Origin of the sequence: Streptomyces sp. NBC_01428 (genome assembly GCF_036231965.1) — a bacterium.
In the GTDB taxonomy this organism is placed as follows: Bacteria; Actinomycetota; Actinomycetes; order Streptomycetales; family Streptomycetaceae; genus Streptomyces.
Map to the genome: position 1 here is coordinate 5,580,547 of NZ_CP109499.1, position 13,661 is coordinate 5,594,207.

At 70.6% G+C, this 13,661-nt stretch carries 10 protein-coding genes; 7 read left to right on the top strand and 3 right to left on the bottom strand.

Going from position 1 to position 13,661, the window contains the following annotated elements; translation table 11 throughout:
* Positions 1 to 7: 7 nt before the first annotated feature.
* From mtrA to OG406_RS24240, 6 genes are all read left to right on the top strand, one after another.
* Positions 8 to 697 (top strand): two-component system response regulator MtrA, encoded by a 690-nt coding sequence (gene mtrA, locus OG406_RS24215; RefSeq protein WP_193791570.1) that lies wholly within the window; start codon positions 8 to 10, stop codon positions 695 to 697.
* 1 nt (position 698) lies between these two features.
* On the top strand, positions 699 to 2,804 hold the full coding sequence (gene mtrB, locus OG406_RS24220) for an MtrAB system histidine kinase MtrB (RefSeq protein WP_267050991.1): 2,106 nt from the start codon (positions 699 to 701) through the stop codon (positions 2,802 to 2,804).
* A complete protein-coding gene (locus OG406_RS24225) occupies positions 2,779 to 4,635 on the top strand; it encodes an LpqB family beta-propeller domain-containing protein (RefSeq protein ID WP_329187731.1) in 1,857 nt (618 codons plus the stop codon). The genes mtrB and OG406_RS24225 overlap by 26 nt, the downstream gene beginning before the upstream one ends.
* Before the next feature lie 239 nt (positions 4,636 to 4,874).
* The gene (locus OG406_RS24230; RefSeq protein WP_329187733.1) at positions 4,875 to 5,822 is read left to right on the top strand and encodes a ComF family protein; all 948 of its coding nucleotides are present in this window, start codon (positions 4,875 to 4,877) and stop codon (positions 5,820 to 5,822) included.
* Positions 5,823 to 6,137: 315 nt separating this feature from the next.
* Positions 6,138 to 6,830, top strand: coding sequence for a ribosome hibernation-promoting factor, HPF/YfiA family (hpf, locus tag OG406_RS24235; protein WP_382755232.1), 693 nt, complete (start codon positions 6,138 to 6,140; stop codon positions 6,828 to 6,830).
* Between the two features lie 214 nt (positions 6,831 to 7,044).
* Positions 7,045 to 7,791, top strand: coding sequence for a response regulator (locus OG406_RS24240; RefSeq protein WP_164375658.1), 747 nt, complete (start codon positions 7,045 to 7,047; stop codon positions 7,789 to 7,791).
* A 71-nt stretch (positions 7,792 to 7,862) separates the two neighbouring features.
* On the opposite strand, the gene OG406_RS24245 is transcribed toward OG406_RS24240, so the two are convergent.
* A complete protein-coding gene (locus OG406_RS24245; protein ID WP_329187736.1) occupies positions 7,863 to 9,116 on the bottom strand; it encodes a winged helix-turn-helix domain-containing protein in 1,254 nt (417 codons plus the stop codon).
* Positions 9,117 to 9,274: 158 nt separating this feature from the next.
* The gene (locus OG406_RS24250) at positions 9,275 to 9,841 is read right to left on the bottom strand and encodes a GNAT family N-acetyltransferase (protein ID WP_164375656.1); all 567 of its coding nucleotides are present in this window, start codon (positions 9,839 to 9,841) and stop codon (positions 9,275 to 9,277) included.
* 244 nt (positions 9,842 to 10,085) lie between these two features.
* Here OG406_RS24250 and secA point away from each other — a divergent pair, with 244 nt between their 5' ends.
* Positions 10,086 to 12,929 (top strand): preprotein translocase subunit SecA, encoded by a 2,844-nt coding sequence (gene secA, locus OG406_RS24255; protein ID WP_267050988.1) that lies wholly within the window; start codon positions 10,086 to 10,088, stop codon positions 12,927 to 12,929.
* Between the two features lie 91 nt (positions 12,930 to 13,020).
* Here secA and OG406_RS24260 read toward each other — a convergent pair whose 3' ends face one another.
* Entirely contained in the window at positions 13,021 to 13,578 is a 558-nt protein-coding gene (locus tag OG406_RS24260) for an Rv3235 family protein (protein WP_329187737.1), read from the bottom strand.
* Between the last annotated feature and the right edge of the window lie 83 nt (positions 13,579 to 13,661).

A 13,661-nucleotide genomic window follows, 5' to 3' on the forward strand; every position in this document is an offset into this window, starting at 1 on the left:
TAATGGGATGATGTCGTTTATGAAGGGACGAGTCCTTGTCGTCGATGACGACACCGCACTGGCCGAGATGCTCGGCATCGTGTTGCGTGGTGAAGGTTTTGAGCCGTCTTTCGTAGCCGACGGCGACAAGGCGCTGGCCGCTTTCCGCGAGACCAAGCCCGATCTGGTGCTCCTGGACCTGATGCTGCCCGGACGGGACGGCATCGAGGTGTGCCGCCTGATCAGGGCGGAGTCCGGGGTGCCGATCGTGATGCTCACGGCGAAGAGCGACACCGTCGATGTCGTGGTCGGCCTCGAGTCCGGCGCCGACGACTACATCGTGAAGCCGTTCAAGCCAAAGGAGCTGGTGGCACGGATCAGGGCGCGGCTGCGCCGTTCGGAGGAGCCGGCACCCGAACAGCTCTCCATCGGTGATCTCGTCATCGACGTCGCCGGTCACTCCGTGAAACGGGAGGGCCTGTCGATCGCGCTGACGCCGCTGGAGTTCGACCTGCTGGTCGCACTGGCCCGCAAGCCGTGGCAGGTGTTCACGCGTGAGGTCCTGCTGGAGCAGGTGTGGGGATACCGGCACGCGGCGGACACCCGGCTGGTCAACGTCCATGTCCAGCGGCTGCGCTCCAAGGTCGAGAAGGACCCGGAGCGGCCCGAGATCGTCGTGACCGTCCGTGGCGTCGGTTACAAGGCAGGACCGAGCTGACATGACCCGTGACAGTGCCGCTTCGGCGCCCGCTGAGCAGGGGGAACGTACGGGGCGGCCTGTCGGCCGGAAGATGACGGGCTTCCGCTGGGGACGCCTGTTCGAGGGCGGGCTGCTCCAGGGCGGAGTCCAGGGCAGCCCGGTCCTCCGGCTCCTGATGCGCTGGGTGCGCCGTCCGCTGCTGCCCGTGATGCGGCTGTGGCGGCGCAACATCCAGCTCAAGATCGTCGTGACGACACTGCTGATGTCGCTCGGCGTCGTGCTGCTGCTCGGGTTCGTCGTGATCGGTCAGGTCCGCAACGGCCTGCTCGACGCCAAGGTGAAGGCCTCGCAGAGCCAGGCCACCGGCGGTTTCGCCGCGGCCAAGCGCGGCGCCGACTCGACGGTGACGGCGAACGGCGACGACGGTGTGGCCGCGACCGGCCCTTCGTCGAAGAACGTCACGCAGTGGATGACCGATCTCGTCGTGTCCCTGTCCAGCGGTGGCCAGGGCGCGTTCGACGTCGTCACCCTCAACTCCACGCCCTCGGGCTCGGGCCACAGCGGTGCGGGTCTCGCCCCGCGCGGCTCCGGGCGGGTCGACTCCACGGTGAGTGTGCCGGAGAACCTGCGCGCCCGGATCGACAGCAGCAGCGCCGCCCAGCAGAGCTACACGCGGGTCGTCTACAAGGACGGCCGCGCGTCGCAGCCCGCCCTGGTCATCGGCAAACAGCTCACCGACCCCAACGGCGACGCGTACCAGCTGTACTACCTCTTCCCGCTGACGCAGGAGGAGAAGTCGCTGAGCCTGGTCAAGGGAACTCTGGCGACGGCCGGACTGTTCGTCGTGGTGCTCCTCGGTGCCATCGCCTGGCTCGTGGTGCGCCAGGTCGTCACACCGGTGCGGATGGCGGCCGGCATCGCCGAGCGGCTCTCCGCCGGACGCCTCCAGGAACGGATGAAGGTCACCGGCGAGGACGACATCGCGCGGCTCGGCGAGGCCTTCAACAAGATGGCGCAGAACCTCCAGCTGAAGATCCAGCAGCTGGAGGACCTGTCGCGGATGCAGCGGCGGTTCGTCTCCGACGTGTCGCACGAGCTGCGCACGCCGCTGACGACCGTCCGGATGGCGGCCGACGTCATCCACGACGCCCGCGAGGACTTCGACCCGATGACCGCGCGGTCGGCCGAACTGCTCGCCGACCAGCTGGACCGCTTCGAGACGCTGCTCGCCGACCTGCTGGAGATCAGCCGGTTCGACGCGGGCGCGGCCGCCCTGGAGGCCGACGCGATCGACCTCAGGGACGTCGTACGACGGGTGGTGGGCGGAGCCGAGCCGCTCGCCGAGCGCAAGGGCACGCACATACGGGTCGTCGGCGACCAGCAGCCGCTGATAGCGGAGGCGGACGCCCGGCGCGTCGAGCGCGTGCTGCGCAACCTCGTCGTCAACGCCGTCGAACACGGCGAGGGCAAGGACGTGGTCGTCAAGCTCGCGGCGGCGGGCGGAGCGGTGGCGATCGCCGTCCGTGACTACGGCGTCGGGCTCAAGCCCGGCGAGGCGACCCGGGTGTTCAGCCGCTTCTGGCGGGCCGACCCGGCCCGCGCGCGGACCACCGGCGGCACCGGCCTCGGGCTGTCGATCGCCCTGGAGGACGCGCGGCTGCACGGCGGCTGGCTGCAGGCCTGGGGCGAGCCGGGCGGCGGTTCGCAGTTCCGGCTGACCCTGCCGCGGACGGCCGACGAACCCCTGCGGGGATCGCCGATACCGCTGGAGCCCAAGGACTCGCGGCGCAACCGCGGACTCGACGACGCGGGCCTGCCGCACGCCGGCGGAGCCAAGCTGGCCACGGTGCCCGTACAGCAGCCGGTGGGTGGGGCCACGCAGCAGCGGGGGCCCATAGCGCCCCGCACGGCCGGGTCGGCGACGGCCGACCCGACGGCGCTGCCGGGCAACGGCTCGCGCGTGGTGCCCCGGCCCACCGGGTCCGTGCGCCGTCAGGAAGAGACCGCCGGCCGTGAACGGACCGGCTCGGAGCAGGGCAGCCGGAAACAGGGCGGGCCGGAGCCGGGGCGGGACGGCGGGACGTCGGAGGAGCTCGGACATGGGGAGGTATTCCGTGGGCGCTGACCGCGGGGGGAGCGGCGTCCGCGGACGGCGCTCGGTGCGCGTCATGGCGTACGCGAGCTGTGGGGCACTGTTGCTGGCGGGGTGCGCGTCGATGCCGGACAGCGGGGATCTGCGGCAGGTGGAGTCCACGCCGCGCCAGGACTCGCAGGTGCGGGTCTACGCGATCCCGCCGCGTCCCGGCGCCTCGGCGGACGAGATCGTCCGGGGTTTCCTGGAGGCACTCACGAGCGACGACGCGAACTACGAGACGGCCGGCAAGTACCTCACGGACGGCGCCCGCAAGACGTGGGACCCGTACGACTCCACCACCGTGCTCGACGACGCGCCGGAGCCGGTGACGGTGCCGACGGACACGAAGGACGGCACGCGCGACGTCCGGTTCCGGCTGAACGGCAGCAAGATCGCCGGCGTGGACGAGCGGCACGCCTACGAACCGGCGGCCGGCACGTACAACGAGTCGGTGCGCCTGACCAAACTGAAGAACAAGCAATGGCGCATCGACGCCCTGCCGCAGGGCGTCGTCATGGGCTCGTCCGACTTCCAGCGCAACTACGTCTCCGTCAACAAGTACTACTACGCGTCGAACGGCATCTCCGGGGCCGGGCGTCCGCTGGCGACGGTCGCCGACCCCGTCTACGTGCGCGCGCAGGTGGACCCGATGACACAGATCGTGCGGGCGCTGCTGCGGGGGCCCACGAAGTGGCTGGACCCGGAGGTCACGTCGAGCTTCCCCACGGGCACGGACCTGAAGAGCGCCGACACCTCCCTGTCGACCGACGACCGCAACAGGGTCACGGTGCCGCTGAACGGCCAGGCCGACCACGTCGGGAACGCGGTGTGCGAACGGATGGCGGCCCAGGTTCTGCTCACGCTGACGAACCTGACGCCGACCGGCGTCGACGAGGTGGAGCTGCAGAGGTCGGACGGCTCGCAGCTGTGCGTGCAGACGAAGGGACAGGCCGCGGGAGTCGCCTCGCACGGTACGGGCCGGCAGTCGGAGGACCAGTACTTCATCGACCACGAGCAGCGGCTTGTACGGATGGACGGCGGCGACCGCGACAAGAAGCCCGAACCGGTGCCCGGGGCGCTCGGTGAGGGCGTCAAGAAGCTGCGGGCGGCCGCGGTGTCACGGGACGAGACCACCGCGGCCGGGGTGTCCGCCGACGGCCGGAACCTGTACGTCGGGACGCTGGTGTCCGGCGGTTCACTCGGCGAACCGGTGCTGCGCAGCCAGGGCAGCACACCGGCCGACCGGCTGACGACGCCCAGCTGGGACGCGCGCGGCGACCTGTGGGTGGCCGACCGCGACCCGAAGAAGCCTCGCCTTCTGTTGCTGAACAAGGGCGCGGGCGACCCCGTGGTCGTGCAGACGCCGCTGGTCGACGGGCGCATCGAGGCGGTACGGGTGGCCGCCGACGGGGTGCGGATCGCGCTGATCGTGGAGAAGGACGGCAAGAGCTCGCTGCAGATCGGGCGCATCGACCGGTCCGCCGGGGACGAACCGGCCGGCGCCGACGTCGTCAACACGCGCGTCGTGGCCCCCCGGCTGGAGGAGGTCACGGCCATGTCCTGGGCCGGGGACAGTCGGCTCGTGGTGGTCGGCAGCGAGAAGGGCGGAGTGCAGCAGATGCGCTACGTCCAGGTCGACGGCTCCACCCCGCCGGCCACCGCGCCGTCCGCGCTCGCCAACGTCAAGGAGATCGCCGCGTCCGAGGACGAGACCCTGCCGTTGGTGGCGCAGTCCGAGACGGACGGGATCGTGCGCCTGTCGGCGGGGGAGCAGTGGCAGAAGATCGTCCAGGACGGAACGGCACCGGTCTATCCCGGCTAGCCGGGAAGGTTCTCGGCCGTGGGCCCGTCCGGTACTCCGGGCGGGCCCAACGTCGTTCGGGGGCCGTCCGACGGTGTTCCCGTGGCGGTCCGCCGACGTCTCCGGGGCTGTCCGCCGAACGGCCACGAGTCCCGCCGGCTCCCGTCGCCGTCGCCTTGCACGCACCGGCCGCGGAGTTGTCCACAGGCAGTTGTCCACAGGGGTGGCCGAGTGGGCCGGGCGTTGGCACAGTGGTGGCCATGCGGGGGTGGTGGCGGGACCTCACGGATCTGGTGCTGCCGGCCGAGTGCGGAGGCTGTGGAAGGCCTCGCGCGGTGCTCTGTCCCGAGTGCCGTGCCGTCCTGAGCGGGGCCGCGCCGAGCCGGGTGCGACCGGTGCCGGAACCGGCCGGGCTGCCGGCGGTGCACGCGGCCGCTCCCTATACGGACGAGGTGAGGGCGGTGCTGCTCGCTCACAAGGAGCGCGGTGCGCTGGCCCTGGCGGCACCACTGGGCGCGGCCCTGGCCGGGGCCGTGCGGGCCGCTCTGGAGACGGCGCGACGTCCTGCTCCGGCCGGGCGGCCCGTGGCTTCGCAGGGGCGGCTGAGACGCGGGAGAGGGCAAGCGGGGTGCGAGCGGGAGTGGCCGGAAGGCGATGGCGAAGGGGTCCGCGGCGCGGGGCCGGGAGACAGGGCCGTCCTGCTGGTGCCCGTGCCGTCGGCACGGCGGGCTGTCCGGGCCCGTGGACACGATCCGGCGCGGCGGATCGCGCTCGCGGCGGCCGGTGAGCTGCGGCGCACGGGGACACCCGCGCGCGTGCTCGGTGTCCTGCGGCAACGCCGGGCGGTGGCCGACCAGTCGGGGCTGAACTCCCGGCAGCGGTCGGACAATCTGGCCGGTGCGCTGGAGGTGGTGGGCGGCGGAGCCCGGCTGCTGGCCGGGGGAGGCCGGGTGGTGCTGGTGGACGACCTGATGACGACGGGTGCCTCGTTGACGGAGGCGGCGCGCGCAGTGCGCGAGGCGCAGGCCGCGGCGGAGGGTGCGGCGGGGGGTGCGTGCGCGGCGCGGGAGAGACCGGAACGAGCGGAACTACCGGAAGTGGACGGGCGAATCGTGGGTAGAGGGCAGGCCAGAGGGACGCGCGGTGACACGGTCTGCTCGGCCGTGGTCGCCGCACCACCGGACGCTTTCGAAATAAACCGGAACTGACCGAGAACTTGCATCGTTGCAGGTAATGACCGGGTCAATTCACCTGAACGGAGGTACGCCGCAGTAGAGGGTGACGACATCCGTCCGGGCGAGATATGTTCGGTTGTGAGGCAATGGCGCAGGCCGGGCCTCGCGCACTCGAATGCACTGCCGCGGGTTTTTGCGAATCACCCGCATCGGTGGGGTGGAGATCTTGTCCTCGGGGGAGGAGGAGGTGAACGTCACCGAGTCCGAGGTTCCGGTGCTCACCGGGACCTGGTGCAAAAGGGAGATGCTCCGCCAGTGGAGCGGGGCTATCCGGGAACGGAGTTCTGCGTGGACATCGTCGTCAAGGGCCGCAAGACCGAGGTGCCCGAGCGGTTCCGCAAGCACGTGGCCGAGAAGCTGAAGCTGGAGAAGATCCAGAAGCTCGATGGCAAGGTGATCAGCCTCGACGTCGAGGTGTCCAAGGAGCCCAACCCCCGACAGGCCGACCGCTGTGACCGGGTGGAGATCACGCTCCACTCCCGCGGACCGGTGATCCGGGCGGAGGCAGCGGCGAGCGACGCGTATGCAGCACTCGACCTGGCCGCGGACAAGCTTGAGGCCCGGCTGCGCAAGCAGCACGACAAGCGCTACACCCGACGTGGCAACGGCAGGATCCCGGCAGCCGAGGTCGCCGACCACGTCCCGGGTGCCGCGACCCTGAACGGCAACGGCAGCGTCGTCCACGAAGGGGACCAGGACGCCGTGCCGACCAAGAAGATCGGTTCCCTCGAGATCATGGGTGAAGGCCCCTGTGTCGTCCGCGAGAAGACCCACGTGGCCGCCCCGATGACACTCGACCAGGCGCTCTACGAAATGGAGCTGGTCGGGCACGACTTCTACCTCTTCGTCGACTCCGAGACGAAGGAGCCCAGTGTCGTCTACCGGCGGCACGCCTACGACTACGGCGTCATCCACCTCAGCACGGACCCGATGGTCACCCAGGGCGAAGCGGACGCGCCGGGCGGTGCGCTCGGCGGCTGACCCCGCCCGATGGCAGCAGATCGGCCGATCCGATGCCCCTGGAAGCGTGTGTGCGCCCCCAGGGGCATCGGTGTGCGACCCCTTCGCGCCCCGCTCCGACACCGGATTGCCGTCCCGGCATGGAATCATGGCCGCACCGGCCCAACCGGTGGGCCGGTGCCTTGGGTTGGCGATGGCACGGAAACACAGGCCACGGCCTTCAGGGGGAGGAACGATGGCGGACAGCTTCGGACCGATGCGTGACCGGGACGCCGACCACGGCGTGGTCGCCCCGGGCGCGGACGTGGGCGCCCCACGCAAGGAACCGATCAGGGTCCTCGTCGTGGACGACCACGCCCTCTTCCGCCGCGGTCTGGAGATCGTGCTCGCGGCCGAGGAGGACATCCAGGTCGTCGGCGAGGCGGGCGACGGGGCGGAGGCGGTCGACAAGGCCGCCGACCTGCTGCCCGACATCGTGCTGATGGACGTACGGATGCCCAAGCGCGGCGGTATCGAGGCGTGCACCTCCATCAAGGAGGTGGCCCCCAGCGCGAAGATCATCATGTTGACGATCAGCGACGAGGAGGCCGATCTCTACGACGCGATCAAGGCGGGCGCGACCGGATATCTCCTCAAGGAGATCTCCACGGACGAGGTGGCCACGGCCATTCGCGCGGTGGCGGACGGGCAGTCGCAGATCAGCCCTTCCATGGCGTCGAAACTCCTGACCGAGTTCAAGTCGATGATCCAGCGGACCGACGAGCGCCGACTGGTGCCCGCGCCCCGGCTCACCGAGCGGGAGCTGGAAGTCCTCAAGCTCGTGGCCACGGGAATGAACAACCGCGACATCGCCAAGCAGTTGTTCATCTCCGAGAACACCGTGAAGAACCACGTCCGCAACATCCTGGAGAAACTGCAGCTGCACTCCAGGATGGAGGCCGTGGTGTACGCGATGCGCGAGAAGATCCTCGAAATTCGCTGACGCCCTCCCGGGGGCGGACAGGCCGGCCCCGGAGCTTCGCGCCGGGCGCCGGCGGAGCACCCCGCCGGGCGTCAGCCGAGCAGCCCGGCGATCTCCGTGTCGAGGGCGTCGCGGAGCTGCGGCGCGTCCACCCGCTCGACCCGCACGTCCGTGCAGCCCACCCAGCTCGCGGCCTCCACCAGCGCCTGCGCCACCGCGGGCACCGCCCGGACACCGTCCACCGTGACCTGTTTGGCGACCAGGGTGCTGCCCTCCCGCGCCGGGTCCACCCGCCCGACCAGCCGGCCGCCCGCGAGGACCGGCATGGCGAAGTAGCCGTGGATCCGCTTCTGCTTGGGCGTGTACGCCTCCAGCCGGTGCGTGAAGTCGAAGATGCGCTCCGTGCGCGCCCGCTCCCAGATGAGGGAGTCGAAGGGCGACAGCAGCGTCGTGCGGTGGCGGCCGCGCGGGACCGTCGCCAGCGCCACCGGGTCCGCCCACGCGTCCGCGGCAGGCCGTGCGCCGAGTCCCTTGGCGCCGCCCTTCACCGCCGCGGGCCTGCCCCAGCCCTCGACCGTCACCGGGACGAGGCCGGAGTCCGCGATCACCGCGTCGACCTGCTCGCCGCGGAGCCGGTGGTAGTCGGCGATGTCCGCGCGGGTGCCGACGCCGAGCGCCTGGCCCGCCAGCCGGACGAGACGGCGCAGGCACTCCGTGTCGTCCAGGTCGTCATGGAGGAGGGACGCCGGGACGGCGCGCTCCGCGAGGTCGTACACCCGCTTCCAGCCGCGCCGCTCCACGCACACCACCTCGCCGTACATCAGCGCGCGCTCGACGGCGACCTTGGTGCCCGACCAGTCCCACCATTCGCTGGTCTTCTTCGCGCCGCCCAAGTCCGTGGCCGTCAGGGGGCCTTCGGCGCGGAGCTGCTTGACGACCTGGTCGTACGTGCCGTCCGGCAGGTCGTGGTTCCAGTGCGGGCGGGCGCGGTAGGCGCGGCGGCGGAAGGCGAAGTGCGGCCATTCCTCGACGGGCAGGATGCAGGCCGCGTGCGACCAGTACTCGAAGGCGTGCGGTGCCGGGGGCGCGTCGGCGGAACCGGACGACGACCAGTACGCCTCCTCGACGGTCTTGCGGCCGACGGCGCCGAGCCGGGCGTACGGCACGAGTTCGTGCGAGCGGGCGAGGACGGAGATGGTGTCGAGCTGCACCGCGCCGAGGTGCCGCAGGACCCCGCGGACGCCCGCCCTGCGGTCCGGGGCGCCCAGAAAGCCCTGGGCCCGCAGCACGATGCGGCGGGCTTCGTCCGCGGAGAGTTCGGTGAGGGGACGCGGGAGACTCGTCATGCCCTCACGGTAGGCCGTGCCACTGACAATCGGCCCCGCTCCGGTGAGCGTGCCGCCGTGGTCCGGGGCGGCTCCGTACGACCGGCCGGACCGGCCCGGGCGGCGGGACGCGTGCGGGTGGGCGGACGGGGGCGGTTCTCGTCCGGACCGCGCGGACGTCAGCGCGCCGGCAGGTACGGGGCCGTCGACGGCAGGCCCAGGTCGGAGGGGAGCAGGGAGCCGACCCAGCAGTCCCTGCGGACGCCCTTGTTGTTGATCGCGGACCGGAGGGTGCCCTCGATGGTGAAGCCGGCCTTCTCCGCGACCGCGCGGGAGCCGCTGTTGCCGACCTCGGCACGCCATTCGACGCGGTCGACGGACACGTCCGTGAAGACCCAGCGGGACACGGCGACGGAGGCCTCGGTGACATAGCCGTTGCCCCGGTGCTCCTTGGTCGCCCAGAAACCGATCTCGCCGACCCCCAGGGACCGCATGGTGATGGCGACCATGGCCACCAGCTCCCCGGAGGGCAGGAAGACCCCGAAGGTGAAGGCGGAGCCGTCCGCCCAGCCCTCGGGCACCATCTGGTCCGTGAAGCCCGTCGCGTGCTCGCGCAGATACGGGGACGGGATGGTGGTCCACCGCTGGATGTCGGGGTCCTGGACGGCGTCGAAGACGGCGTCGGTGTCCTCCACCCCCACGGCGCGCAGGACGAGACGGTCGGTGGTCAGGGTGACGGGGTCCATCGGCCGATTCTGCTCGGGGAGCCGTAAGGACGCCATTCCTTTGCGGTGAGTGAGCAGTTCGTTACTTTTCGCTGCGGGAACGCGGCACCTTCGGCAGCACCTGTCCGTTGTCCTAGTGGCTGTCGCAGGCAGACCTCCCGACGCGGTGTGGTCCTCGCTTACGATGGCCGTTGCTCAAGCTGTGATTTGAATCTGTCATTGAAACCGACCGTCCCAGGCCCGACCGGCAAGGAGACAAACCCCCGTGTCCGTCCTCTCGAAGATCATGCGTGCAGGCGAAGGCAAGATCCTGCGCAAGCTGCACCGCATCGCGGACCAGGTCAACTCCATCGAAGAGGACTTCGTCGACCTCTCCGACGCCGAGCTGAGGGCCCTCACCGATGAGTACAAGCAGCGGTACGCCGACGGCGAAAGCCTCGACGACCTGCTGCCCGAGGCGTTCGCCACCGTCCGTGAGGCGGCCAAGCGCGTCCTTGGCCAGCGTCACTACGACGTGCAGATGATGGGCGGCGCCGCGCTGCACCTCGGCTATGTCGCGGAGATGAAGACCGGTGAGGGCAAGACGCTCGTCGGCACCCTGCCCGCGTATCTGAACGCCCTTTCCGGCAAGGGCGTCCACCTCATCACGGTCAACGACTACCTGGCCGAGCGCGACTCCGAAATGATGGGCCGCGTCCACAAGTTCCTCGGGCTGGAGGTCGGCTGCATCCTCGCCAACATGACCCCGGCCCAGCGCCGTGAGCAGTACGCGTGCGACATCACGTACGGCACGAACAACGAGTTCGGCTTCGACTACCTGCGCGACAACATGGCGTGGGCCCAGGACGAACTCGTCCAGCGCGGCCACAACTTCGCGATCGTCGACGAGGTCGACTCCATCCTCGTCGACGAGGCCCGGACGCCGCTGATCATCTCCGGCCCGGCCGACCAGGCGACCAAGTGGTACGGCGACTTCGCCAAGCTGGTCACTCGCCTCAAGAAGGGCGAGCCCGGCAACCCCCTCAAGGGCATCGAGGAGACGGGGGACTACGAGGTCGACGAGAAGAAGCGCACCGTCGCCATCCACGAGCCCGGTGTCGCCAAGGTCGAGGACTGGCTGGGCATCGACAACCTCTACGAGTCGGTGAACACCCCCCTCGTCGGTTACCTGAACAACGCCATCAAGGCCAAGGAACTGTTCAAGAAGGACAAGGACTACGTCGTCATCGACGGCGAAGTCATGATCGTCGACGAGCACACCGGCCGTATCCTCGCCGGCCGCCGCTACAACGAGGGCATGCACCAGGCGATCGAGGCGAAGGAAGGGGTGGACATCAAGGACGAGAACCAGACCCTCGCCACGATCACCCTGCAGAACTTCTTCCGCCTCTACAAGCGCCACGACCAGCAGGAGAAGGAAATGCCGGGCCTGTCCGGCATGACCGGTACGGCGATGACCGAGGCCGCCGAGTTCCACCAGATCTACAAGCTGGGCGTCGTGCCGATCCCGACCAACCGGCCGATGGTCCGCATGGACCAGTCCGACCTGATCTACCGCACCGAGGTCGCGAAGTTCGAGGCGGTCGTCGACGACATCGTCGAGAAGCACGAGAAGGGCCAGCCGATCCTCGTCGGTACGACGTCGGTCGAGAAGTCCGAGTACCTCTCGCAGCAGCTCTCCAAGCGCGGTGTCCAGCACGAGGTGCTGAACGCCAAGCAGCACGACCGTGAGGCGCCGATCATCGCGCAGGCGGGCCGCAAGGGCGCCGTCACCGTCGCCACGAACATGGCGGGCCGCGGTACGGACATCAAGCTCGGCGGCAACCCGGACGACCTCGCCGAGGCGGACCTGCGGCAGCGCGGTCTCGACCCCGAGGAGCACATCGAGGAGTGGGCGGCCGCCCTCCCCGCCGCCCTGGAGAAGGCCGAGCAGGCGGTCAAGGCCGAGTTCGAAGAGGTCAAGGACCTCGGCGGCCTGTACGTCCTCGGCACCGAGCGCCACGAGTCGCGCCGTATCGACAACCAGCTGCGCGGTCGTTCCGGCCGTCAGGGCGACCCGGGCGAGTCCCGGTTCTACCTCTCCCTGGGCGACGACCTGATGCGTCTGTTCAAGGCGCAGATGGTCGAGCGCGTCATGTCGATGGCGAACGTCCCGGACGACGTGCCGATCGAGAACAAGATGGTCACGCGCGCGATCGCGTCGGCCCAGTCGCAGGTCGAGCAGCAGAACTTCGAGACGCGCAAGAACGTCCTGAAGTACGACGAGGTGCTCAACCGGCAGCGCGAGGTCATCTACGGCGAGCGCCGTCGCGTCCTGGAGGGCGAGGACCTGCAGGAGCAGATCCAGCACTTCATGGACGACACGATCGACGCGTACATCGCGGCCGAGACCGCCGACGGCTTCGCCGAGGAGTGGGACCTCGACCGGCTGTGGGGCGCCTTCCGGCAGCTCTACCCGGTGAAGGTCACCGTGGACGAGCTGGAGGACACCGCCGGTGACCGCTCCGGTCTGACCGCGGAGTTCATCTCCGAGTCCATCAAGGACGACATCCACGACCAGTACGCGGCCCGCGAGGAGCAGCTCGGCTCCGAGATCATGCGTGAGCTGGAGCGCCGGGTCGTCCTGTCGGTCCTGGACCGCAAGTGGCGCGAGCACCTCTACGAGATGGACTACCTCCAGGAGGGCATCGGCCTGCGCGCGATGGCCCAGAAGGACCCGCTCGTGGAGTACCAGCGCGAGGGCTTCGACATGTTCAGCGCCATGATGGACGGCATCAAGGAGGAGTCCGTCGGCTACCTGTTCAACCTGGAGGTCCAGGTCGAGCAGCAGGTCGAGGAGGTCGAGGTCCAGGACTCGGCTCCGTCCCTGGACAAGCAGGACGCCGTTCCCGCGGGCGCCGTGCGGCCCGAGATCCGCGCCAAGGGGCTCGACGCCCCGCAGCGGCCGGACCGCCTGCACTTCTCCGCGCCGAGCGTCGACGGCGAGGGCGGTGTCATCGAGGGCGACTTCACCCACGACGACGAGCCCGTGCGCTCCGAGGCGGACGGCCTCACGCGCGCGGAGCGCCGCAAGCAGCAGAAGGGCGGCGCGCGTCGCCGCAAGAAGTGAGCGAGGTCGCGCGGAACCGGTGACAGCCGGAGCGCGCGACTGACGGAAGGCCGGAAGGGCCGGGCACCCAGGTGCCCGGCCCTTCCGGCGTTCAGCCGTCGCCGTGGGGCATGCGGGGGCCGCCCACTTCGATCGCCGTGCAGCGCCAGCGCAGGTCGGGACCCTGCTCCAGACGGAAGGCCATGGCGCGGAGCCGGTCGCCTGCACCGATGCGGGCGAAGGCCTCCACGGCGCCGGGGCGGGCGACGTAGTACCCGATGTCCCGGATGACCGGGCGGGTGCCGCGGGCGCGCAGGGCGCCGCGCTCGGCGAGCCAGACCAGTTCGTCGTAGGCGCGGCCCGCGGTGTGCCGCAGCATGCAGTGGACCGGACGCGTGCCGCTCAGCACGGCCAGCAGCCGCTCGGCGAAGACGTCGGTGGGCCGGGGCCGCGCCGCGGGCCGGGCCCCGCCGTGCGGCGCCTCGGGGGCGCGTACGGCGGACGGCGGGGCCGAGGGGACCGGGCCAGGCGGCGGGCTGCCGCCCGGCGGCCTGGCGGGCGTTCCGGCGCCCGGTGTGCGCGGCGGGGTGCTCCCGGGACGGCGCGAGTCCTGGCGGCCCGGCGGCCGGCCGCCGGGATGGCGCCTGGTCCTGGTCATCACCTTGTTCATGTGCCGTCCCCGTTCCTCCGGACCGGTTCATACCGGTCGGTAACCTGCCGTTGGGGATCTTGTACGAGGCGGGGGAGGCCCCT